Source organism: Romboutsia sp. 1001216sp1, from assembly GCF_039841805.1.
In the GTDB taxonomy this organism is placed as follows: Bacteria; Bacillota; Clostridia; order Peptostreptococcales; family Peptostreptococcaceae; genus Romboutsia_C; species Romboutsia_C hominis.
This window is the reverse complement of record NZ_JBDPHA010000001.1, coordinates 527,893-552,721: the sequence shown is the minus strand read 5'-3', so window position 1 is coordinate 552,721 and position 24,829 is coordinate 527,893. Positions and strand designations below refer to the sequence as shown.

The following is a 24,829-nucleotide window of genomic DNA, read 5'->3' as shown; positions in this document are numbered from 1 at the left end:
ATCCACCTTTTTTAGTAGTTAAAAAGATTATTGATTTATTAGGAGTGAAGTATGAAGGATATAATAATAGAATCTCTTATATCATCTGAGAAAGTGGCTGTACTTGAAGACAATAAATTAAGTGAGGTATATATAGAGGACAATAAAAATAACAAAAAAGTCTCTAATATATATAGAGGTATAGTAAAAAAAGTATTGCCAGGAATAGAAGCATGTTTTGTAGACATAGGTTTCGATAGACTTGCATACCTTCAATTAAAAAAAGAAGACAATATAAAAGCAGGGCAAGAAATAATGGTTCAAGTAAATAAAGAAGAGATAGGAAATAAAGGAGCCAAATTAAATCTTGAAATAAGTTTATCTGGAAGATATATAGTTTATATACCGTCAAATGATAGAATAACTATGTCTAACAAAATAACAGATGAGAAAGAAAGATTTAGATTAAAAAAACTAGCTAAATCAATTATTAAAGACAATACAGGTATAATTATAAGAACAGAAGCAGTAGGATGTAGCTTAGAAGATTTAAAAGAGGACATAGAAAACTTAAAAAGTCAATATGAGTTAATCTTAAAAGAGTTTAAATTAGGAATAGGACCTAAGCTACTTTATAAATCATTGGATTTTGCAAGTAAATACATTAAAGATTATATAAGTGAAGATTTAGGTAAAATAGTTACAAATGATGAAAAAAAGTATAATGAATTAAAAGAACTATTAAAATCTATAGATAAAAAATATGTAGGCAAAATTATATTAGAAAAAAATAAAGATGTATTTGATATATACAATGTAAATTCTCAAATACAAAAATGTCTTAATAAAAAAGTATGGTTAAGTAGTGGTGGATACTTAATAATAGAAAAAACTGAAGCTTTAACGGTTATAGATGTAAATACGGGAAAAAATATAGGCAATATAAAACTAAGAGACACAATATATAAAACTAATTTAGAAGCAGCTATAGAAATAGCTAGACAAATAAAAATTAGAGATATATCTGGAATAATTATAATTGATTTTATAGATATGGAAAAAGAAAGTCAAAAAAGAGAACTTATAAAGGTACTAGAAGAAGAATTAAGTAAAGATAAAAGAAAATCTAAGGTATTAGGGATGACAAAATTAGGTTTAGTTGAGATAGCAAGAAGAAGAGAAAAAGACCCTATATATAATTATTATTTAGATGAGTGCAATTTATGCAAGGGCGACTCTTTTGTTATATCTACCAAAACTATAATAGATAATATAGAAAAAGAAACTATGAGAATTAAAGAACATACATCATATAACAATATAACAATTGAAATTAATAAAAAAGTATATGAAGATATAAATAAAAATTTTGAGGATATAATTAAAAGTATAAGTAAAAAATATAGTATAAATCTTGAGTTAAAAGGTTTACCTGAAATTAATATAGAAAAAGTGAATATAATTTATAATAGTTAGTTGACAAATGTATAATAACGTAGTAATATTAATAAATGTAATGCCGCACAGAACAGGTTTAAAACTTCTTACTGAAGTACCTGTATGGCGAGTTTGAGACCGAGGAGGTGTATTTAATGTACGCTATAGTTAAAACAGGTGGAAAGCAATATAAAGTTGCTGAAGGTGATGTATTATTCGTTGAAAAGTTAGAAGCTAACGAAGGTGATGTGGTTACTTTAAACGAAGTATTAGCTTGCACTAAAGACGGAGAGTTAGTAGTTGGAGCTCCAGTTGTTGAAGGTGCTTCTGTTCAAGCAAAAGTTGTTGAGCAAGGTAAAGCTAAGAAAGTTGTAGTTTACAAGTACAAAGCTAAGAAAGACTACAGAAGAAAGCAAGGACATCGTCAACCATACACTAAGATAGTTGTTGAAAAAATAAACGCTTAATTAGTGAATAGTAATGATTAAAGTTAAATATTATTACAACGATGATTTCTTAATGAAAGGCTTTTGTCTAAAAGGTCATGCTGATTTCGCTGAAATAGGCTATGATATAGTATGTTCTGCAGTAACATCTAATGCAATTGCAGTCATAAATTCTTTAGACAAGCTTGTTAAAGTTGAATTTGAAAAGGTAGTAGGTCAAGAAGGTCATATAGAGTGTATAGTTAAAGATAAACATCTAAATGATTCTCAACTATTATTAAATCATTTTCAATTAGCTATTGAAGGAATTAAAAGGGAATATCCCAAAAACATAAAAATCTTAAAAAAGTAGGGGGTGACTCCAAATGTTAAACATGAACTTACAGTTACTTGCATCTAAGAAAGGGGTAGGATCTTCTAAGAACGGTAGAGATTCTATATCTAAGAGATTAGGTGTTAAGAGATTTGACGGACAAGTAGTTACTGCTGGTAGTATAATAGTAAGACAAAGAGGAACTAAGATACATCCAGGAACTAACGTAGGTAAAGGTGGAGATGACACTTTATTTGCATTAGTTGACGGTGCTGTTAAATTCGAAAGAAAAGATAAGAAGAGAAAGAAAGTAAGTGTATACCCAGTATCTATAGCTGAGTAATACTTAAAAAAGGAGTGTTAATGCACTCCTTTTTCTTGTAGATAGATATTTTACTGATTAAAGTCAGTTAAATCGGGAAAAATAATCAAAAAGACCCTAATTAAATTAATTGAAGGTCGATCAAGTAGGTGATTAATTTGTTTATAGATAGAGCGAGAATTTTTATTAAGGCCGGGAACGGTGGTAACGGATCGGTATCTTTTAGAAGAGAAAAATATGTTCCAGCTGGTGGACCAGATGGAGGAGACGGTGGACGCGGTGCAAGTGTTATATTTGAAGTTGACTTAGGTCTTAGAACATTAATGGATTTCAAATATCAGAGAAAATATGCTGCAGAAAACGGTGGAGACGGAAGTAAAAAAAGAAAAGCAGGTAAAAATGGAGAGGATTTAATTCTTAAAGTTCCTGCAGGTACTGTAGTTAGAGATGAAGCTACAGGACTTATATTAGCGGATTTAAAAGAAGAGGGAGATAGAGCTGTAATAGCTAAAGGTGGTAGAGGTGGAAAAGGGAACCAACACTTTGGTAACTCAGTAAGACAAGCTCCAGCTTTTGCTAAATCTGGTACAGATGGAGAAGAAAGATGGGTAACTCTTGAGCTTAAAATGATAGCTGATGTTGGGTTACTAGGATTCCCTAACGTAGGAAAATCTACTTTTTTATCAGTAGTTACTAAGGCTAAGCCCAAAATAGCAAACTATCACTTTACAACATTAACACCAAACTTAGGTGTTGTTCAAACTAAATTTGGTGATAGTTTTGTGTTAGCAGATATACCAGGTCTTATAGAGGGAGCTGCTGAAGGGGTTGGTCTTGGACACGACTTCTTAAGACATGTTGAAAGAACTAAAGTATTAATACATATAGTTGATATATCAGGACTAGAAGGTAGAGATGCATTAGAAGATTTTGATAAGATAAATGATGAACTTAAGTTATACAATGAAAAATTATCAACTAGACCACAAATTGTTGTTGCTAATAAAATAGATATACTTGAAGATGAAAGTGTATTTGAAGAATTTAAAAACAACTTAGAAGGCAGAGGGTATAAAGTATTTAAAATGTCTGCTGCTACTAGAGAGGGTGTAGATGATGTAATAGCATATGTTTCTGAGATACTAAGAGATGTTGAAGAAATAGAGTTATTCACAGAAGAAGAAATGTATAAGCCAGAACTTGATAATACAGAAGAAGAAGGTTTAAACATAGAAATAGAAGACGGAGTGTATGTTGTTACTGGTAAGGCACTAAGAAGAATAATGTACTCTGTTAACTTTGATGATATGGAATCTATCCAATATTTCCAAAAGGCTATGGAAGGCGAAGGTGTTTTTGATAGACTAAGAGAGATGGGAATAGAAGATGGAGATACTGTTAGAATATATGAATTAGAATTTGAATTCTACAATTAAAAATTAAGAGGTGACAAAATGTTAAAAGGTAAGCAAAGAGCATACTTAAGATCAATAGCTAACACTTTAAAGCCTGTTACTCAAATAGGTAAAGATGGTGTTACAGAGAGTTTCTTAGAACAATTAGATGATATGTTAAGAGTTAGAGAAATAGTTAAAGTAACTATACTTGATAATGCAGGATTAGATGCTAAAGAAACTGCTAATGCTGTATGTGAAGCTTTAAGAGCGGAATTTGTACAAGCTATAGGATATAAATTTACAATATATAGAAAAAATCAAGAAGAACCAAAGATATTCTTCCCAGGTCAAGAACCAGCTAAACCAAAGGTTAAGCCAGAAAATATGACTAAAAAAGGAAAGCCTACTAAAAAGGCATTTAGAAAATAAGTTAGTAAAATAACCATCTATTTTAGATGGTTATTTTTTATAAAAAAGATTTTATATTATAATGAAGTATATAGATTTTTACAAAAAATAATGTTAATATAATAACTAAGAATGGTATAAAAAGTAAGGCAAAATACTAACTTAATTATAAAATATAAAATGACTGCAATTTAGGAGGCAAAAATGAGAGTTATAATAATTGGTGCAGTTGCAGCTGGAATGAGTGCGGCTGCAAAACTTAAAAGAATTAAACCAGATTATGAAGTTGTGGTATATGAAAAGGGAGAAGTTGTATCATTTGGAGCTTGTGGATTGCCATATTTTGTTGGAGGATTTTTTGATGACCCTAACAATATGATAGCAAGAAGTCCAGAAAAGTTTAGAGAGACTGGAATAGACTTAAATATACATCATGAAGTAGTAAAAGTAGATGCAATAAATAAAAAGGTTATAGTTAAAAACTTAGAAACTGGTGTAGAATTTGAAGATTCTTACGACAAGTTAATGGTAGCAACAGGTGCATATAGTGTAATACCACCTATAAAGAATGTACAGTTAGAAAACGTATCTACATTAAAGAGCATGGCAGATGGAATAAAAGTAAAAGAATTATTAAATAAAGAAGAAAATAAAGATGTAGTTATAATAGGGGCTGGATTTATAGGTCTAGAAGCTGTTGAAGCTGCTAAAAAATTAGGTAAAAATGTAACAGTAATTCAATCAACAAGTAGAATACTTGAGAATGTATTTGATAAAGAAATGACTGATGTTTTAGAAGAGGAAATTAAAAAACATAATGTTGATTTAAGATTAGAAGAACTTGCAGCAGAACTTGTTGGACAAACTAAAGTAGAAAAAGTTATAACTAATAAAGGTGAAATAAAAGCTGACGTAGTTATAATAGCTACTGGAGTTAGACCAGCTACTGATTTTATAAAAGATACAGGTATAAATATGTTACCTAATGGAGCAATAATAGTTGATGAATATGGAAAATCTTCTATAGAAGATATATATGCAGCTGGAGATTGTGCTACTATAAAAAATATAGTAAGCGGACAAGATTCTTATGTTCCATTAGCGACAGGAGCCAATAAATTAGGAAGAATAGTTGGAGAAAATTTAGCTGGAGCTAATAATAAGTTCCAAGGTTCTTTAGGATCAAGTTGTATTAAAGTTATGGACATGGAAGCAGGTTCTACAGGACTTACAGAAGTACAAGCACAAAAGCTTGGATTAGACTTTAAAGTTAAGTTTATATCTGATTTTAACCAAACTAATTACTACCCAGGTAGAAATAAGATATATGTCAAGTTAGTATATGATGCAAAAACAAAGGTTATATTAGGGGGACAAGTTGTTGGATTTAAAGATGCAGTTCAAAGAACTAATGTAATAGCAACAGCAGTATTTGCTAAATTAACAACTAATCAATTAGGTATGTTAGATTTATGTTATGCACCTCCATTTGCTAGAACTTGGGATGTACTAAACGTAGCAGGAAATGTGGCTAAATAGTAACTTAATATCGATAAATGATTAAAAATAGGTTATTAGGTATGCTTATTATGCTTAATAACCTATTTTTAATGTAATATTAATATAATACGTTTTGATAATTAATCTTTAAAGTTTAAATTAAAGCTTAATCTATCTTCTCCTATAATTGTATTTTTAAAAATACTAGTAGCATTATTTAAATATATATATGGGTCTTCAAGAGAAGGGCTAAAATGAGTTAAAATAAGCTTGTCTACATTTCCTAATCTAGCAAGGTTTGCAGCTTCTCTAAAGGTCATATGATGATTTTTAACAGCTTTTGAAATATCCATATCATCACCATACATACCCTCACATACAAACAAATTACTATCCTTTATAAATTTTGGTATAGATAGTAAAGGTCTAGTATCTGTAATAAAACTAACTTTAATTCCCTTTCTATTATCTCCTAGCACCATAGAAGGAGTATATTCTACCTCGTTATATACAATATTTTTTCCAGATTGAAGTTTTTGCCAAAGTATAATAGGAACATTATTACTAATTGCCTTTTCTTTATTAAATTTAGGCCTTCTCTTAAAATATAAACTATATCCGAGACATTCTCTAGAATGGTCAAGTTCCATAGTTGAGATTTCAATGTCTTTTAATATATCATGGTCTAGGGAAAAAGTATTTTTAGGATTTTCTATAATATTTAATTTATAAGGTATGTATTCAATTAAAACCATAACAGCATTTATATATTCCTTTATACCAACTGGGCCAACTATAGTTAGGTCATCAGTACGGCCACTATTACCAATAGTAGATAAAAGGCCAGGTAATCCGTTAAAGTGATCCCCGTGTAAATGTGTTATAAGAATTAGATCGAGGTTTTTAAATCCGCAATTTTTCATTTTCATAGATATTTGAGTACCTTCACCACAATCTATTAATATTTTACTACCATTGTAATTTATAAAAAGAGAAGATAAATATCTATTAGGGGTAGGGAGATTCCCTCCGCATCCAAGTAAAATTAAATCAATCATTATAAACTCCTCATAAAATAGTTTTTATATAATTAATTACCCAGGAAATAGTATTTGCTGTAGCAAAAAGAAATATTTATAGATAAAAAATATATATTAATTTAAATAAAGTATAAACTTTAAGATTTATAGCAAAAAATGGATTATAAATTTATAATCCATTTTATCTAAGGCTATCTTGTCTATATAGTTGAATAAGATTATATATACCTATTCCTAGGCTTATAGCACCTATTAATATTCTTTTAACCTCGCTCAAAGTAAATCCTCCTAAAACTACATATCGTATTCATCAACGTTTAGTAATTTATTTAGTACACGTTTAATAATATCATAACTAAAGCCTTTATAAGCTAAATGTTGATAAATTTTTTGATATATTTTATGTTTATCGTCGTTTTTTATCCTATCATATCTTTTTTTGGCTAAATACATAGCATTTTCAAATTCTTTATCTTGATCTAAGCTAGATATAGCTTGCTCTATAGAATCTTTATCTATACCTTTGTTATATAGATTTTGTCTAATTTTATTTTTACCATATTTATTTAAATTAACATTTGTATTGACTATTTTTTGAGCTAAAATTTCATCATTTATAAAATTATTTTTTTGTAAAAATTCTATAACTAAATCAATAGTATCTTCTTCAAAGTCATTTGAAAGCTTTTCTCTTATTTTATTTTCTGATTGATCTGCTTTAGATAAAATATTTAGAGCTTTTGTTTTAGCTTTTATATACATCTCTTCTTTAAGTATAGATTTTAAGTCATTTTCATCTATAGCCATACCTTTTTTTAGACTGAATGTATATACTAATTCAGTAAATATAGCCATGAAAAATTCATTATTTACATAAATATTTACTCTGTCAGTATTCCTTTTTTGTGCCTCTATTTTAGTAATTATAGCCATATTTAAACTCCTTTATAATTATATAAATATAAGTATACACTAAAATATGATTTATAATCTTTAATATTATAAAAAAAATGATAAAATAATAGTATAAATATATAAAGGAGAGTAAAAATGATTACTAGTAATCTAGTTGAGAAAGCAGAGGAGATAAATAGGACAAAACTAGGAAAGTTTAACAAAACATATAAAGGTACAAAAGTTGGAATTATGGGGGGAACTTTTGATCCAATTCATTCTGCACATTTAGCAACTGCTGAATTTATTAGGGATAAATATAAACTAGATAAAATAATATTTATACCATCGGGCAATCCACCACATAAAAAAAATACCATTGTAAACAAATATGATAGATATGAAATGGTAAAGTTAGCAACCATGAGCAATGAAGATTTCATAGTATCAGATATGGAAATTATAAGAGATAAAAGAACTTATACCATAGATACGCTTAGGGATATGAAAAAAGAATACGACTCAATAGATATATATTTTATAACAGGGGCAGATGCAATTTGTGATATAGAAACTTGGAAAAATGTAGAAGAAAATTTTAGATTAGCAACATTTATAGCAGCTACAAGACCGGGCATAAGCAAAGCTAGTACTAAAGAAAAAATAAATGATTTAAGAAAAAAATATAGTGCAAATATTATAGAGGTATATGTACCATCTTTAGATATATCATCTACTTATATAAGAGAAAAATTAAAAAATAATGGATCTATAAGATATTTAGTACCAGAAGAAGTTAGAGAGTATATAGAATGTAAGAAACTATATAATAATGGAGATTAAAAATGAATTACAATGATATAAAAGATAAAGTAAGAAATATGTTACCAGAAAAAAGATATAGACATTCTGAGAATGTAGCCAATTGTGCAGTAAAACTTAGCGAAATTTACGGATATAATAAAGATATGGCTTATTTAGCAGGAATTGTTCATGATTGTGCAAAATACTTAAGTAATGAGGATGTCAAATTTTATGTTAAAAAATATGATATAAAACTAGATAAATTAGAAAAAAATAGTTTAGCATTGTCTCATAGTATAATAGGTTCATATATATGTAAATATGAATATAATATAGAAAATGAAGATGTTATAAGAGCTGTAAGATTTCATACTACAGGAAGAGAAAATATGTCACTTCTTGAAAAAATAATATATATAGCTGACTTAATAGAAGAAGATAGAAACTTTAATGGTGTGGAAAAATTAAGAGAACTTGTATATGGTGGCAATTTAGACGAAGCATTGTTGTTGTCTTTTAATAATACTATAAAATTTGTTATAGATAACAATCAAATGATACATGAAAAAACTATAAAAGCAAGAAACTATATGCTAGAGAATAGAAGCAATAAATAGTAATATATTTAAATCACAATTTATGATATAATATAAAAATATGTTTAATTTTAGAAAGGTAGGAAATAATATGACAGTAGAACAAATCACTAAGATTGCATATGATGCAATAGATGATAAGTTAGGTCAAGATATATCTATAATAAATATAGGAGCTGTTTCAAGTTTATGTGAATACTTCATAGTTGCAACAGCAGGATCTCAAAGACAAGTAAAGGCAATAGCTGATAATGTAGAAGATGAACTTACAAAGATTGGTATAGAACCAAGAGGAAAAGAAGGATACGAATCTCAAACTTGGATACTTTTAGATTATGGCGATATAATGGTTCATATATTTAATGAAGAAGATAGATCATTCTATAATCTAGAAAAATTATGGAAAGATGCTCCATATGTTGATGTTGACACATTAGCATAAAGGTGATAATATAAACTATTATAACTAAAAATAATTAAATAGACTAGAGTAGTAAAAGAATATGTTTTTTCAGAGAGCTAGTGGTAGGTGAAAACTAGTAAAATATACCTTTGAACTTGCTAGAAGTATCTATTTAGCCGTAGTTGGCATAAAAACTATCTAAGAGAGTCTATTTATAGACTAATTAGGGTGGTACCGCGAAAATATATCCTCGTCCCTAAACATTATGTTTAGAGACGGGGATTTTTTAATATTATAAAAATAATAGGAGGATTAAAATGAGTGTTTATAAGCCAAATGAAGTTGAAGCCAAATGGCAAAAAACTTGGGAAGAAAACAACCAATACAAAACAGATACAAATGATACAACAAAACCAAAATATTATGCATTAGAAATGTTCCCTTATCCATCAGGAAAATTACATATGGGTCATGTTAGAAACTACTCTATAGGTGATGTAGTAGCTAGATTTAAAAAAATGCAAGGATACAATGTACTTCATCCTATGGGATGGGATTCATTTGGACTTCCAGCGGAAAATGCAGCTATAAAGCATGGGATACATCCAGATAAATGGACTATGGAAAACATAGAAGATATGAGAAAGCAATTTAAGACATTAGGTCTTAGCTTTGACTGGGATAGAGAAGTAGCAACTTCTACACCAGAGTACTATAAATTTACACAAGAGATATTCTTAAAGTTCTTAGAACATGGATTAGCATATAAGAAAAAATCTTTTGTTAACTGGTGTCCATCTTGCGAAACAGTTCTTGCTAATGAACAAGTTGTTCAAGGTGCATGTGAAAGATGTGATTCTATCGTTATAAAGAAAGATCTAGAACAATGGTATTTCAAGACTACTCAATTTGCAGAAGAATTACTTCAAGACTTAGACACTTTAGATGGATGGCCTGAAAAAGTTAAAACAATGCAAAAGAACTGGATAGGAAAGAGTACTGGAGCTGAAATAACTTTTGATATAGATGGAAGTGATAAAACTATAACGGTATTTACAACTAGACCAGATACAGTTTATGGGGTTTCTTATATGGTTTTAGCTCCTGAACATGAGCTAGTAAAAGAATTAGTAGCAGGAACAGAATACGAAAAGGCTGTGGATGCTTTCGTGGCTAAAATGCATACTATGACTGAAATAGAAAGAACTTCAAGTGATGTAGAAAAAGAAGGATTATTTATAGGTAAGCACGTTATAAATCCTGTAAATGGAGAGAAAGTTCAGTTATGGATAGCTAACTATGTTCTTGCAGATTATGGAACAGGTGCAGTTATGGCAGTACCAGCTCATGATGAAAGAGATGGAGAATTTGCAGCTAAATATGAATTACCAGTAGTTGAAGTTATAAATGAAGAAAATATAATGGTAAACTCTGGTGAATTTAATGGAATGGAAGCTTCAAAAGCTTTTGAAGCTATAATTGAAAAAATAGAAGAAATGGGAAGAGGTAAGAAAACAGTTAATTATAGATTAAGAGACTGGTTACTTTCAAGACAAAGATATTGGGGATGTCCAATACCTGTAGTATACTGTGATGAATGTGGTATAGTTCCTGAAAAGAAAGAAAATTTACCTATATTATTACCTACAGATGTTGAATTTACAGGTAAAGGTGAATCTCCACTTACAACTTCAAAAACATTTATGGATGCTGCTTGTCCTTGTTGTGGAAAGCCAGCTAGAAGAGAAGTTGACACAATGGATACTTTCGTTGATTCTTCTTGGTATTATTTAAGATACATAGATCCTAAAAATACTGAAGAGCCATTTAATAAAGAAGCAGTTAACAATTGGATGCCAGTTGACCAGTATATAGGTGGAGTAGAACATGCAATCCTTCATCTTCTTTACTCAAGATTCTTTGTTAAAGCATTTAATGAAATGGGAATGTTAGATTTTAAAGAACCATTTAAGAACTTATTAACTCAAGGTATGGTTTTAAAAGATGGAGCTAAGATGAGTAAATCTAAAGGAAATGTTGTAGCACCATCAGAAATAATAAAAGAATACGGAGTAGATACGGCTAGATTATTCGTATTATTTGCTGCACCACCAGAAAGAGATTTAGAATGGTCAGATCAAGGTGTTGAAGGATGCTTTAGATTCTTAAATAGAGTATATAGACTAATAGATGAATTAGCAGATGTAGCTAAGAAGGATGTTTCTCTAGGTGAATTAACTAAAGAAGATAAGGCTATGAGATACACAATAAATGCAACTTTAAAGAAAGTTACAGAAGACCTTAATGAAAAGTTTGGATTTAATACTGCTATATCAGCATTAATGGAATTAGTAAATGAAATGTATAAATACAAAGAATTAGAAGCTAGAAATGATGCTGTTATAAAAGAAGGTGTAGATACAATAGTTACTATACTTTCACCATTTGCTCCTCATATTGGAGAAGAATTATGGGCAATGATAGGTAAAGAAGGAAGTATATTTGATATATCTTGGCCAGAATATGATGAAACTGCATTAGTTAAAGATGAAGTTGAAATAGTAGTTCAAATTAATGGAAAAGTTAGAGGAAAATTAAGTGTTGCTACTAATATATCTAGAGAGGATATGGAAAAAGTAGCAATGGAAGACGAAAAAATAAAAGCTTTAGTGGAAGGTAAAACTGTAGTTAAAGTTATAGCTGTTCCTAAGAAGTTAGTTAATATAGTTGTTAAATAGTTTTTAAGAGGTAGCTAAGCTACCTCTTTTTTACGCTTAGGGATAATATAAAAGAAATAAACTTATACAATAAAATACTAAATAAATTAAAATTATTTAAAAAAATTTTAAAATAAAATGATATAAAATATATAGTAAAATATAATGTATACAAGTTAAAAAAATAAGGTGTAACAAAGGTATACTCTTAATTAATAAAGGAGAAAATAGTAATTGTGTCACTTTTTTAGAAAAATTAAAAAATTATGAAATAGCGATTTCCTGTTGCATTTTGTAAAAAAAGAGTATAGAATAATAATTGTTAAAGGGTGATTACAAAAATTACTAATAAGAGGGAGACTTATACGATGACAAAAGTTACTTTACAAGATGTACAACAAGCTAGAGAAACTATAAAAGATATAGTTAAAAAAACAGATTTATTAGAAAGTGCTAAGCTAAGTGCTAAGACTGGGGCAAATGTTTTCTATAAGTGCGAAAACTTACAAAAAACAGGATCTTTTAAATTAAGAGGGGCTTGTAACAAAATAGCTAACTTAACTGATGAAGAGAAGGCAAACGGTGTTATAGCTTCAAGTGCAGGAAACCATGCACAAGGAGTTGCTTTAGGAGCAAAGATGACTGGAATAAAGGCAACAATAGTTATGCCAGCAACAGCACCACTTGCAAAGGTAACAGCGACTAAAGGATATGGAGCAGAAGTTGTTTTAAACGGAATAGTATATGATGATGCATATGCAAAAGCTGTTGAAATACAAAAAGAAACTGGAGCAACATTCTTACATCCATTTAATGATAAATATGTAATAGCAGGACAAGGAACAATAGCTCTTGAAATATTTGAGCAATTAGACAATAAAGTAGACACTATATTATGTCCAATCGGTGGAGGGGGAATAATAGCTGGTATAGCAGTAGCTGCTAAAGCTTTAAACCCAAATGTAAAAATTATAGGGGTTCAAACTTCTAACGTACCTTCAATGAAGGAATCTATGAAAAATGGTGAAGTAACTACAGCTTTCAATGATACTACAATAGCTGATGGTATAGCAGTTAAAACACCAGGAGATTTAACATTTGAAATAATAAAAGAATTAGTTGATGATGTTATAGTTGTAACTGAAGAAGAAATAGCACAAGGGATTTTATTCTTAATGGAAAATCAAAAAGTTATAGCAGAAGGTGCAGGGGCAGTAAGTACAGCAGCAATGGTAAGTGGAAAGTATGTTCCAGCTAAAAATGAAAACGTTGTTTGTGTAATATCTGGTGGTAACGTAGACGTTAACACTTTATATAGAGTTATAGGAACAGCATTAGCTACAGAAGGAAGAAGATACTCATTCAATACTGTAATACAAGATAAGCCAGGCGGACTTGCTGAATTAACTAAGATAATAAGTGAAAAAAATGGAAATATATTAGCAGCTAATATATCTAGATTAGCAATGGGAAGTACTCTAGGAAAACAATCTGCTGAGCTAGTTGTAGAAACTGTATCAGAAGATCATATAAAAGAAATAAAAGATGCAGTAACAAGTGCTGGATTTGATATAGTAGAAATGTAATTTTAAAAAATATACTAAAAGCAGGTGTTTACAAATAAAAATATAGTATATTTGTAACCCTGCTTAAAAAAATATGTGTACAAATATAAATATAGTAGTATAATAGTATCGAAAGACTAATACTAAATACATATAGTTAATGTATAAGGAGGAATTTAAAATGAAACACGAAGTAATACACACTAATAATGCTCCTAAAGCTATAGGACCATACTCACAAGCTGTTAAAGCTGGAAATATGTTATTTGTATCTGGACAAGTTCCTTTTGTACCAGAAACTATGGAAATAGTTGAAGGAGATGTTAAAGCTCAAGCAGCTCAATCACTAACAAACATAAAAGCTATATTAACAGAAGCTGGATATGACTTTGCAGATGTAGTTAAGACTACAGTATTTATAAAAGACATGAACGAATTCGCTCAAATAAATGAAGTTTATGCTGAATTCTTCGGTGAAAGCAAGCCTGCAAGAGCTTGTGTAGAAGTTGCAAGATTACCAAAAGATGTTAAAGTTGAAATAGAAGTAATAGCTGTAAAATAATATTTTACCAAAAATTACTAAAATGGCCAGATTAAATCTGGTCATTTTGTAATTTATAGGAAAGTTTGTTAAAAAAATGTTTAATTACAAAATAAAATTATATAGTCAAAAAAGTTTTTTTTGCTTTCCTTCTTGACAAAATATGACGAATTTAAATAAAATATTATCAATGGATTAAATTTTAAATTGAATTTTATGAGAAACTAGTTTATATACATTTATTTAAGGATATAAATATGTATATAAGATAGTTTTGGATAAATAATAATATTAAGCTATTTAAAATTAATACTAATATGCAATGCAATTAAAATCAAAAAATTTTAATTAAGACTTTTAGGAGAAAGAGGTAATACAATGGCTAAGGATTATAGTGTATTTGATGTCGTAGGACCAAACATGATAGGACCATCTAGTTCTCATACAGCAGGAGCAGCTAGACTAGGGAAAACTGCTTCGAAGATAGCAGGAAAACGTATAAAGGAAGTTAAATTCTTGTTACATGGTTCTTTTGCAGAAACATACAAAGGACATGGAACTGATAAAGCATTAGTAGGTGGGATATTAGGATTTGAGACTGATGATGCTAGAATAAAAGATTCTTTCAAATTAGCAGAAGAAGCTGGTATTAAGTTTGAATTTATCAAAACTGATTTAGGAGAAAACGTACATCCTAACACTGTTAAAATGGAAATGCTTTTAGAAGATGGATCAAAGTCAACTGTAATGGGTGCTTCTATAGGTGGAGGTAACATAAAACTTACAGAAATGGATGGATTAGCTCTTGATTTTAATGGTTCAAAGGCTGCAGTAGTACTAGAAATAAAAGATATCCCAGGTGCAGTATCGTTTGTAACAGGATTACTTGCTCATAACAATAAAAATATATCAACAATATCAACAAATAAGCCAGCTAAATCTGAGTTTACATTTGTTACTATAGAAACAGATGAAAAATTAGAACAAGATTTAGTTGAGCAATTAAGAAAGTTTGAAGTAATAGCTAAGGTTGTAGTTTTAGACAAATTCTAATGAGTAAGGAGAGACGAAAAAATGAAATATAACTTTACAAGTGGAGCAGAATTATTAGAAAAATGTAAAGAGTTAAATATGCCTATACATCAATTATGTTTAGAAAGAGAAGCTGAGATGTCAGGTTTATCTAAAGAAGAAATAAGAGAAAAAATGATGTATAGCTTAAGCATAATGAAAGCAGCTACTGAAAGAGCTGTTGAAGAAGATATAAAGTCTATGGGTGGACTTATAGGTGGAGAAGCTAAGAAATTAACTAATTATAGAAATTCATCTAGAAGTGTATGTGGAGAATTAATGAATAAAGCTATGGTTGCTGCAATGGGTACTATGGAAATTAATGCTTCTATGGGTCTAATAGTTGCTGCACCTACAGCAGGTTCTTGTGGTATACTTCCAGGAGCTGTTGTTACAATAGGTAAAGAATATGGATTTACTGATGAGCAAATGGTAGATGCATTATTTACAGCTTCAGCAATAGGAGCTATAATAACTAGAAATGCTACAGTTGCTGGTGCAGAAGGTGGATGTCAAGCTGAAACTGGTGCTGCTGCTGCTATGGCTGCTGCTGGTGTAGTTGAAATGATGGGTGGAAAACCTGAACAAGCTATTCATGCTGCATCTCACTGTTTACAAAATGTTATGGGACTTATATGTGACCCAATAGCAGGACTTGTTGAAGCGCCTTGCCAAGGAAGAAATGCTATAGGTGTTGCTAATGCTTTAATATCTGCTGAATTAGTTTTAGCTGGAATATTAAACATAGTACCATTTGATGAAACTGTTGAAGCAATGTACAAAGTAGGTAAAACACTTCCAATGGAGTTAAGAGAAACTGCATTAGGTGGAGTTGCTGCTACTTGCACAGGATGTTCTTTAACTAAGAAAATATTTGGATAATATATAAGAGCTGTATCTCATAGAGAACAGCTCTTTTTATATAAGTAAAAATAAAGAAGCTACTTAAAATATAAAAAGTAACTTCTTTGAAAAACTTAATTTGTTAAAATGATTAATAATTTACACCAGCTGGCTTTATATTATTTTTATCCATAGAACTACAAGGTGTAACTCCATAAACCATGTTGCAATGAGGGCATTTGTCTACATGAGTAGTCATTGTAAATACTTTACTACAATTAACACATTCTATATCATGAGTAGTTCTTAGAGGAAAATCTCCTTTACCTTTACTTCTAACTAAATCTACTACATTTCTACCGTTATTTTTATCCATGTTTGAACATCCACAGCTCATAATAAACCTCCAATAATTTAATATATTAAAAAATACATTATAACTTAAAAGTTAAAACTTGTCTGTAACAAATGTTACACAAAATAAAAGAGCAGCAATAAATTGCTACTCTTATCTTCTTCTTTTATATTTTTTGTTTTTATTTGAATAGATACTTGCATAACGTCTATTTTTATTTGATTTTCTTCTCATAGTTATAAATAATACAAAAGCAATAATTCCAATTAACAATACAACTTTTATTATTGTCATTATGATTTTATTTTCTGTTATAAAGCTAAAAATGCTATTGACATCATCTGTAGCTACAAGGTTGATAGTAGTTTCTAGTTTATTTTTATTATAAACTTCTAGTTCACCAACTTTGTCCCCTTTTTTTATAGGTAAACTAATATCATCTAATTTAACTTTTGTAGTATATATTCCATCTTTAGTACCCTTAGGAAGAACTACTTTATAACTATATTCAGGTTCGTAAATTAATTCTCCTTGTTTACTAAAAATTACTTTTTTATGTTTTATATAGTCAGATTTATCAATAACAGTAGTATTAGAGAAGTTATCAAAGCCATAATCTAGTAGTGTTCTAGAATCTAGATATAAATCATTTCCAACAGCTTTAAAAACAGCAGCTATAAATCTCATATCGTTTTTTACAGCACTACTTAAAAGACATCTACCAGCATCATCTGTATAACCAGTCTTAATACCATCAACTATATCATATTTAATATCGATTTTTTCACCCTTGTAGTCTATTTTCTCATTAGATGTTAAAAATTTATTAGTATTTATAAAATATCTTTCATGAGGATAAGCCTCATTTGGTTCAAACTTTATAGATTTAGTGTTAACGATATCTCTAAAGACATCATTACTCATAGCTTGTCTGGCCATTAAAGCCATATCATAAGCTGTAGTCCAGTGCTTTTCATCTGGTAAACCGTGTGGATTGTTAAAATGAGTACCTTCAGCTCCAATAGCTTTAGCTTCCTTATTCATAAGGTCTACAAATTTGTCCACAGAACCGCTAACATATTTGGCTAAAACAAAGGCAGCATCATTAGAAGAATGTATTAAAAGAGCTTGTAATAATTGCTTAACTGTAAAAGATTCTCCATTTTTTAAGTACATACTAGATCCATCTATAGGTGGTAAGTTTTTTATTGTTACCATTGAACTTAAATCAGATACGTGCTTTATAACTACATAAGCTGTCCATGCCTTAGTAGTTGATGCAGGATATATTCTGGAATGTCCATTTTTATTGTATAAAACCTTTCCAGTCTCATAGTCCATTAATACTGCATATTCTGCTGTAAGGTCAGGCTTTTTATCCTGAGCAAAAGCCTCATTAGTAGCTCCTAAAATTTGTGAGAGTATAATCATCAAGGATGCCAAAATTGATAAAATTTTCTTCATTTACTAACCTCCAAAACAAAACTTATATTTTAGTATAACATAATTTTGTCAATAATTAAAATGAAGGAGTGATTTTATTTGAACAAGCAAAAAAAGGTTGCAATAGTAATACTCATAACCGTATTTTCTATATCTGCTACTATAATTAATAGAGGGTTAAAAGTTAGAGATAATGTATATGTAGTTAGCAAAAGTGAGAAAGAAGAAACTAAAAATTTAAAGTACGATGAACAAATGGACAAAGATAAAATATTGGAAAAAACAGCAAATAAAAATGATATAAATGAAAATAAATCAAAAGAAATAAGGATATTTATAAGTGGAGAGGTTAAAAATCCTGGGGTGGTCACAATTGAAAATAGCAAAAGGTTAATAGATGCTATAGATTTACTAGGAGGATTTACAGAAGAGGCAGATTTAAATAAAATAAATTTAGCTATGACTATAGAAGATGAAATGCATTATATAATACCTAAAATAGGTGAAGAAATAAATAATAATAACGAAAATGTAACACAAAATAATACTAAGTCTCAAGAAGATAATTCAAAAATCAATATAAATATAGCTAACGTAAGCGATTTAGACAAACTGCCTGGGGTTGGAGAGGCTACGGCTAACAAAATATTAAATTATAGGGAAGAAAAAGGTCAGTTTAAGAGTATTGAGGAAATAAAAAATGTAAATGGAATTGGAGATAAAAAATATGAAGATATTAAGGATATGATTACTATAGAGTAAAATAACCATTAAATAAAATAATATTTGATATAAACTTGTAAATTTAAAAGTAAAAATATGATATTATAATTATTATAAGACATAACAAGGAGAGATATATATGGAGATGTTAAGAAAACTTACAGATATGACTACTTCAGGTGGCTGAGCGGCTAAGATTGGGCCAGAGGTTCTGGCATCAGTATTAAGTAAACTACCTAGAAATGAAAGCACAGACAATTTATTAGTTGGATTAGAAACATCCGATGATGCAGCTGTATATAAATTAAATAATGATAGTGCTTTAATTCAGACACTAGACTTTTTCACTCCAATGATAGATGACCCATATATATTTGGTCAAATAGCAGCAGCAAACTCTTTATCAGATGTCTATGCTATGGGCGGAAAACCAATTGTAGCTATGAATATAGTTTGTTTTCCATCATGTCATGATATGAATGTTTTAGCAGAAATATTAAAGGGTGGATTTGATAAAGTTAAGGAGAGTGGCGCACTTTTAGTTGGGGGGCATACTGTAGATGATAAAGAACCCAAATATGGACTTTCAGTATCTGGTATAGTTCATCCAGATAAAGTATTATCAAATGCAACATCTAAAGTAGGTGATAAGTTAATTATAACTAAACCTATAGGTGTAGGTATATTAAATACAGCTATGAAAGAAGGATTAGTAGATAAAGAAGTTTCTGAAAAAGTAATAGAAACTATGATACATTTAAATAAGTATGCAGCAATGAGTTTTGATAATATAGAAGTTAATTCAGTTACAGATATAACAGGATTTGGACTTTTAGGACATGCCCTAGAAATGGCAAAGGCATCAAATGTAAGTATTGAAATAGATTCGAAGGAAGTTCCTATATTGGAGGGAGTTGTCGATATGGCAAGAATGGGTATAATACCTGCAGGTATGTATAGAAATAAAGAATACATAGGAAAAGATGTTAGTACAAATAATATAGCAACTGAAATAGAAGATATATTGTACGATCCTCAAACATCAGGTGGATTACTAATTTCTGTTAGAGAAGAATTAGCAGATATGCTAATAAAAGATATGAAGAAAAATGGATCTATAGAGGCTAAAGTAATTGGTGAAGTTAAAGAAAAATCTAGTAAGTACATAACTGTTATATAGATAATATAAAATATGGAAATCATACAGCATATGATTTCCATATTTTATATATGAAAAAATTTGCATAAAACATACTAAAATAGATCAATAAAATAGCTAAACAAATAAAATTTTATTTTGAAAATATTATGTACTACATAGAAGGTGGGTTAGCTATAAAATAGAATAATATAAAATATTATTAAATAATTAGAAATTTAGAGCAAAGGTTGTGATTTATTTGAATAAAAGAGAATTATTTTCTAAGCTACCTTCAGTTGATGAAGTTTTAAACCAAGAAGATATAAAAAATACATTAGAAGAGTATCCTAGAAATTTAGTCATAGAGTGCATAAGGAAGGTTATAGATAGAAAAAGAAAAGAAATAATAGATATTAAGGATGATAAAAATAATATAAATTTAGATTTAAATAATATAATTAAAGATATAAAAAATGAGATTAATATAAGCTATGCATTATCCTTAAAAAAGGTTATAAATGCTACAGGTACAGTATTACATACTAATTTAGGAAGATCATTACTTAGTGAAAGTATAAAAGAAGAACTTTGGAATTCTGCATCTAGATATTCTAATTTAGAATACAATATTGAAAAAGGTCAAAGAGGTTCGAGGTACGATCATCTAGCAGATACAATAAAAAGGCTTACAAATGCTGAGGATGTATTAGTGGTAAATAATAATGCAGCAGCTGTACTGCTTGTATTAAGCACATTAGCTAAAGATGGCGAAGTTATAGTATCAAGAGGTGAGTTAGTAGAAGTTGGTGGCTCTTTTAGAATACCAAGTATAATGGAATTAAGTGGTACAAAACTTTTAGAGGTTGGTGCTACTAACAAAACACATTTAAAAGATTATGAAGAAGCGATTAGTGAAGATACTAAAGCTATTATGAAGGTTCATACTAGTAATTATAGAATACTTGGATTTACAGAAAGTGTAGATATAGATGAGTTATCTATCCTTAGCAAAAAGCATAATATACCTGTGATAGAAGATTTAGGTAGTGGAGTATTTATCGATTTATCAAAATATGGACTGTCTTATGAACCTACTGTTTTAGATTCTCTACGAAAAGGTGCTGATATAGTTACTTTTAGTGGAGACAAAATGCTAGGTGGACCACAAGCTGGTATAATAGTTGGTAAAAAAGAGTACATAGATAAAATGAAAAAAAATCAATTAACAAGAGCCCTAAGAGTAGATAAGTTAACTATATGCGCTCTAGAATCTACACTTAGAACTTATTTAGATGAAGAAAAAGCAATTAAAGAAATACCAACGCTTAGAATGTTAACTTATAAAATAGATGAATTAGAAGAAAAAGCTAACGATTTATTAAATAAAATAAAAGAACTAAAAATAGATGCAAAAGTATGTGTAGAAGATGGTTTATCTCAAGTTGGGGGAGGATCTATGCCTTTAGAGACTATAAAAAGTAAGGTAGTCGCGATAACTCCAAATAATATGAATGTATCAACACTAGAGAGAAGACTAAGATTAAGTAATGCTCATATAATAGCAAGAGTGTATGAAAATAAATACATATTAGATGTAAGGACTATATTTGAAGACGAATATGATTTAATAATAAATGAACTTAAAAATATATTTAAATAGTATACAAGAGGGGAGATTAACATGAAAAATATAGTAATAGGTACAGCAGGTCATATAGACCATGGAAAAACTACCCTTATAAAAGCACTTACAGGAAGAGAAACAGATACTTTAGCAGAAGAAAAAAAGAGAGGAATATCAATAAATTTAGGATTTACATATTTTGATTTGCCGAGCAAAAAAAGAGCAGGTATAGTTGATGTTCCAGGGCATGAAAAATTTATAAAAAACATGCTTGCAGGAGCATCTGGTTTAGACATGGTTTTATTTGTAATTGGAGCTGACGAAGGTGTAATGCCTCAAACTATTGAGCATTTAGATATATTAAAATTTTTAAATGTCAAAAATGGAATAATAGTTTTAACAAAATGTGATACAGTAGATGAAGAATTTATAGAATTAGTAAAAGAAGATGTAATAGAAAAGGTAAAAGGAACTTTTCTTGAAGATGCAGATATAATAGAAGTTGATTCTATATCTAAAAGGGGTATAGATAAACTTATAAACAAAATTGATGAAATAAGTAAAGATATAGAAGATAATGATATAAGTTCACCTGCAAGGCTTAATATAGATAGAGTATTTTCTGTAAAAGGATTTGGAACTGTAATAACAGGGACCCTAACAGAAGGAAAAATAAGTGTTGAAGATGATTTAATGCTATATCCTTCAAATATAGAAACGAAAATAAGAAGTATTCAAGTTCATGGCGAAAATGTAAACACTGCTTATGCAGGACAAAGAACTGCAATAAATATATCTAATGTCAAAGTTGAAGATCTAAAAAGAGGAGATGTTTTAGGTGCAAAAAATTCTTTAGAAGAATCCATGATGTTAGATGTTAAAATATCTATTGTAAATCATTCAAACAAAAGCTTAAAACATTGGGATAGGTTAAGGCTTTACCATGGTACAAAAGAAATTTTGTGCAGGGCAGTACCATTAGACAAAGAAATAATAAACTCATCAGAAGATGGATATGTACAATTAAGATTAGAAGAAAGTATAGTAGCTAAAAAAGGAGATAAATTTGTTATTAGAAGTTATTCACCTATGGAAACTATAGGTGGAGGAACTATAATAGACACAAACCCTAAAAAGCATAAAAAATTTGATACAAACGTTATAAATTCATTAAAGATAAAAGAAAAAGGTGAATTAAAAGATATATTAGAAGAGTATCTTAAAAAAAATACTGAAATATATCCAAGTAAAAAAGAGATAATGGCCTATATTGGAGAAAATGAAGAAAATGTAGATAAAGCTTTACAAGAGCTTATAAATATGGATAAAGCTATCTGTATAAATAGTATGTATATGCATATTAATAAATATGAGACTCTAAAATTTAAAAGTGTAGACTTACTTACTAAGTATCATAAATCTTACAGACTTAGAAATGGTATGGTAAAAGAAGAGTTTAGATCTAAAGTTGAAGGTAAGTTTAAGACTAAGGAGATGGACTTATTAATAGATAAGTTAAGTAAAGAAAAAGTAGTAAAAGTAAACGATAATCTAATATCTTTATATGAATTTGAAGTAAGGTTAAACTCAAAGCAGCTAGAAATAAAAAACACTATAAAAAATCAGTTAAATTCTAGCATGAATAAATCAGAAAATATATTAACAATAGATGGTATATGTAACAAAAATAAATTTTATGAAGAAGTACTAGAATCTATGATAGGACAAGAAGTAGAACAATTAGATGAAAAGCATGTTATTGATAAAGAGCTGTATGAAACACTAAAAAATAATTTGATTAATTATTTAAAAGAAAATAAAGAAATAACTTTAGGCGAATACAGAGACTTACTTAATTCTAGCCGAAAAAATTGTGTGATATTATTAGAAAACTTTGATAGAAATAAAATAACTAAGAGAAAAGAAAATAGCAGAGTACTATTTTAGATAAGGGTGACAAAATGGTAAATTTAAATAATGACTGGGACGAATTATTAAAAGAAGAATTTAAAAAAGATTACTATTTAAAATTAAGAGAATTTTTAAAAAAAGAATATAGCGAAAGAATAATATACCCAAATATGAATAATATATTTGAAGCTTTAAAGCATACATCATATAAAGATACAAAAGTACTTATACTAGGACAAGATCCTTATCATGGTGAAAATCAAGCGCATGGACTGGCTTTTTCAGTGCAACCAGGAGAAAAAATACCACCATCTTTATTAAATATATATAAAGAGTTAAATAGTGAATTAGGATGTTTTATACCAAACAATGGTTATTTAATTCCGTGGGCAGATCAAGGTGTATTACTATTAAATACAGCTCTAACAGTTAGAGCTCATGAAGCTAATTCTCACAAAGGGAAGGGATGGGAAATTTTCACTGATGAAATAATAAGAATTTTAAATAATAGAAAAGATCCTGTAATATTTATATTATGGGGAGCAAATGCAAGAAGCAAAAAGGCGCTTATAACTTCTAATCATCATTATATATTAGAATCTCCTCATCCAAGTCCCTTATCTGCAAGAAGAGGATTCTTTGGATGTAACCATTTCTTAGAAACTAATAAAATATTAAAATCAATAGGTAAAAGCCCTATACAGTGGCAAATACCTAATATATAAAAATAACTACACCTATATAGGTGTAGTTATTTTGTTAATAAAGAATATATGATTATAGATAAAATCAATAAATATTTGTCAAAATATAATTAGATATATAATATTAACTTTAACTATGTAACTTATTGTGAAAAAAATCATAATATATTAAATAAGAGAGGAGGCTGTATATGAGTATATATATATTAGAATCAGAAAAAATAAAGTCAATGATAGATAACAATGAATTCGATCTTATTATAGATATTAGAAATGAAGAATATTACCTAAATGGTCATTTGCCAAAGGCTATAAATATACCAATGAATGAGATAAATGATGAGATGGATTTCTTGGCAGATTACAAGGATAAGAAAATATTATTATATTGTGGAATAGGGAGCCAAAGTAAAGCTACATGTAAGGTATTAAGTATAAATGGATTTAATAAATTATATAGTTTATTTGGAGGTATAAAAGGCTATAAATATGAACTTGAAAAATAACGAAAATATTAAGAATAAATGATATAATAAGATGTGCTAGAATTATTGAAAAAACTTACTAAGCACATTTTATTTTTATCAAATTGATATTATATATTAAAAAGTCACAATTTAAATGGTAAATATCTATTAGAAATGCAATATAA

The 24,829-nt window shown here is 28.9% G+C and carries 25 protein-coding genes and 1 other annotated feature; of the genes, 21 read left to right on the top strand and 4 right to left on the bottom strand.

The genetic code is table 11. From position 1 onward, the window contains the following. Positions 1-51: 51 nt before the first annotated feature. From ABHC41_RS02825 to ABHC41_RS02795, 7 genes are all read left to right on the top strand, one after another. Complete coding sequence (locus tag ABHC41_RS02825) at positions 52-1,455, top strand: Rne/Rng family ribonuclease (protein WP_195236817.1); 1,404 nt, start codon at positions 52-54, stop codon at positions 1,453-1,455. 116 nt (positions 1,456-1,571) lie between these two features. After that, the gene (rplU, locus tag ABHC41_RS02820; RefSeq protein WP_092927240.1) at positions 1,572-1,883 is read left to right on the top strand and encodes a 50S ribosomal protein L21; all 312 of its coding nucleotides are present in this window, start codon (positions 1,572-1,574) and stop codon (positions 1,881-1,883) included. A 13-nt stretch (positions 1,884-1,896) separates the two neighbouring features. Next, positions 1,897-2,214, top strand: coding sequence for a ribosomal-processing cysteine protease Prp (locus tag ABHC41_RS02815; RefSeq protein WP_092927238.1), 318 nt, complete (start codon positions 1,897-1,899; stop codon positions 2,212-2,214). Between the two features lie 13 nt (positions 2,215-2,227). Further along, positions 2,228-2,518: a 50S ribosomal protein L27 gene (gene rpmA / locus ABHC41_RS02810; protein WP_071121257.1), complete on the top strand. Its 291-nt coding sequence runs from the start codon at positions 2,228-2,230 to the stop codon at positions 2,516-2,518. Positions 2,519-2,655: 137 nt separating this feature from the next. Continuing rightward, the gene (gene obgE / locus ABHC41_RS02805; RefSeq protein WP_092927236.1) at positions 2,656-3,933 is read left to right on the top strand and encodes a GTPase ObgE; all 1,278 of its coding nucleotides are present in this window, start codon (positions 2,656-2,658) and stop codon (positions 3,931-3,933) included. 18 nt (positions 3,934-3,951) lie between these two features. After that, positions 3,952-4,323, top strand: coding sequence for a YhbY family RNA-binding protein (locus ABHC41_RS02800; RefSeq protein WP_092927234.1), 372 nt, complete (start codon positions 3,952-3,954; stop codon positions 4,321-4,323). Between the two features lie 183 nt (positions 4,324-4,506). Then, on the top strand, positions 4,507-5,841 hold the full coding sequence (locus ABHC41_RS02795; RefSeq protein ID WP_092927233.1) for a CoA-disulfide reductase: 1,335 nt from the start codon (positions 4,507-4,509) through the stop codon (positions 5,839-5,841). Positions 5,842-5,942: 101 nt separating this feature from the next. Here ABHC41_RS02795 and ABHC41_RS02790 read toward each other — a convergent pair whose 3' ends face one another. Beyond that, the gene (locus ABHC41_RS02790) at positions 5,943-6,860 is read right to left on the bottom strand and encodes a ribonuclease Z (protein ID WP_271892037.1); all 918 of its coding nucleotides are present in this window, start codon (positions 6,858-6,860) and stop codon (positions 5,943-5,945) included. A 276-nt stretch (positions 6,861-7,136) separates the two neighbouring features. Next, positions 7,137-7,775 carry a recombination regulator RecX gene (gene recX, locus ABHC41_RS02785; protein WP_092927229.1) on the bottom strand — a complete coding sequence of 213 codons (639 nt, stop codon included), beginning with the start codon at positions 7,773-7,775 and terminating at the stop codon, positions 7,137-7,139. A 117-nt stretch (positions 7,776-7,892) separates the two neighbouring features. Here recX and nadD point away from each other — a divergent pair, with 117 nt between their 5' ends. The 8 genes from nadD (at position 7,893) to sdaAA (ending at position 16,315) form a co-directional block, all read left to right on the top strand. Further along, positions 7,893-8,579, top strand: coding sequence for a nicotinate-nucleotide adenylyltransferase (nadD, locus tag ABHC41_RS02780; RefSeq protein WP_092927227.1), 687 nt, complete (start codon positions 7,893-7,895; stop codon positions 8,577-8,579). Positions 8,580-8,581: 2 nt separating this feature from the next. Then, positions 8,582-9,157, top strand: coding sequence for a bis(5'-nucleosyl)-tetraphosphatase (symmetrical) YqeK (gene yqeK, locus ABHC41_RS02775; protein WP_092927225.1), 576 nt, complete (start codon positions 8,582-8,584; stop codon positions 9,155-9,157). A gap of 70 nt (positions 9,158-9,227) precedes the next feature. Then, entirely contained in the window at positions 9,228-9,578 is a 351-nt protein-coding gene (gene rsfS, locus ABHC41_RS02770; RefSeq protein WP_092927223.1) for a ribosome silencing factor, read from the top strand. Between the two features lie 29 nt (positions 9,579-9,607). Next, positions 9,608-9,800, top strand: a binding site (T-box leader). A gap of 56 nt (positions 9,801-9,856) precedes the next feature. After that, positions 9,857-12,277 carry a leucine--tRNA ligase gene (gene leuS, locus ABHC41_RS02765; protein WP_195236818.1) on the top strand — a complete coding sequence of 807 codons (2,421 nt, stop codon included), beginning with the start codon at positions 9,857-9,859 and terminating at the stop codon, positions 12,275-12,277. Between the two features lie 347 nt (positions 12,278-12,624). Continuing rightward, entirely contained in the window at positions 12,625-13,842 is a 1,218-nt protein-coding gene (gene ilvA, locus ABHC41_RS02760) for a threonine ammonia-lyase (protein ID WP_271892036.1), read from the top strand. 160 nt (positions 13,843-14,002) lie between these two features. Next, a complete protein-coding gene (locus ABHC41_RS02755) occupies positions 14,003-14,383 on the top strand; it encodes a RidA family protein (protein ID WP_092927217.1) in 381 nt (126 codons plus the stop codon). 357 nt (positions 14,384-14,740) lie between these two features. Continuing rightward, positions 14,741-15,415: an L-serine ammonia-lyase, iron-sulfur-dependent subunit beta gene (gene sdaAB, locus ABHC41_RS02750; RefSeq protein WP_092927215.1), complete on the top strand. Its 675-nt coding sequence runs from the start codon at positions 14,741-14,743 to the stop codon at positions 15,413-15,415. 21 nt (positions 15,416-15,436) lie between these two features. Then, entirely contained in the window at positions 15,437-16,315 is an 879-nt protein-coding gene (gene sdaAA / locus ABHC41_RS02745; protein ID WP_092927213.1) for an L-serine ammonia-lyase, iron-sulfur-dependent, subunit alpha, read from the top strand. Positions 16,316-16,427: 112 nt separating this feature from the next. Here the strand turns inward: sdaAA and ABHC41_RS02740 are convergent, their stop codons facing one another. Together ABHC41_RS02740 and ABHC41_RS02735 are read right to left on the bottom strand one after the other, a co-directional pair. Then, positions 16,428-16,673: a hypothetical protein gene (locus ABHC41_RS02740; protein ID WP_092927211.1), complete on the bottom strand. Its 246-nt coding sequence runs from the start codon at positions 16,671-16,673 to the stop codon at positions 16,428-16,430. A gap of 111 nt (positions 16,674-16,784) precedes the next feature. Then, on the bottom strand, positions 16,785-18,095 hold the full coding sequence (locus ABHC41_RS02735; RefSeq protein WP_166504901.1) for a D-alanyl-D-alanine carboxypeptidase family protein: 1,311 nt from the start codon (positions 18,093-18,095) through the stop codon (positions 16,785-16,787). Between the two features lie 78 nt (positions 18,096-18,173). On the opposite strand from ABHC41_RS02735, the gene ABHC41_RS02730 reads away from it, so the two are divergent. From ABHC41_RS02730 to ABHC41_RS02705, 6 genes are all read left to right on the top strand, one after another. Further along, complete coding sequence (locus tag ABHC41_RS02730) at positions 18,174-18,836, top strand: helix-hairpin-helix domain-containing protein (protein ID WP_207733495.1); 663 nt, start codon at positions 18,174-18,176, stop codon at positions 18,834-18,836. A 100-nt stretch (positions 18,837-18,936) separates the two neighbouring features. Continuing rightward, positions 18,937-19,977 (top strand): selenide, water dikinase SelD, encoded by a 1,041-nt coding sequence (selD, locus tag ABHC41_RS02725; RefSeq protein ID WP_271892035.1) that lies wholly within the window; start codon positions 18,937-18,939, stop codon positions 19,975-19,977. A 220-nt stretch (positions 19,978-20,197) separates the two neighbouring features. Next, a complete protein-coding gene (gene selA, locus ABHC41_RS02720; protein ID WP_166504903.1) occupies positions 20,198-21,598 on the top strand; it encodes an L-seryl-tRNA(Sec) selenium transferase in 1,401 nt (466 codons plus the stop codon). A 21-nt stretch (positions 21,599-21,619) separates the two neighbouring features. Beyond that, positions 21,620-23,509 carry a selenocysteine-specific translation elongation factor gene (selB, locus tag ABHC41_RS02715; RefSeq protein WP_092927203.1) on the top strand — a complete coding sequence of 630 codons (1,890 nt, stop codon included), beginning with the start codon at positions 21,620-21,622 and terminating at the stop codon, positions 23,507-23,509. Positions 23,510-23,523: 14 nt separating this feature from the next. After that, entirely contained in the window at positions 23,524-24,198 is a 675-nt protein-coding gene (locus ABHC41_RS02710) for a uracil-DNA glycosylase (protein ID WP_092927201.1), read from the top strand. Between the two features lie 170 nt (positions 24,199-24,368). Beyond that, positions 24,369-24,683, top strand: a complete 315-nt coding sequence (locus tag ABHC41_RS02705; protein WP_092927199.1) for a rhodanese-like domain-containing protein — start codon at positions 24,369-24,371, stop codon at positions 24,681-24,683. Positions 24,684-24,829: the final 146 nt, after the last annotated feature.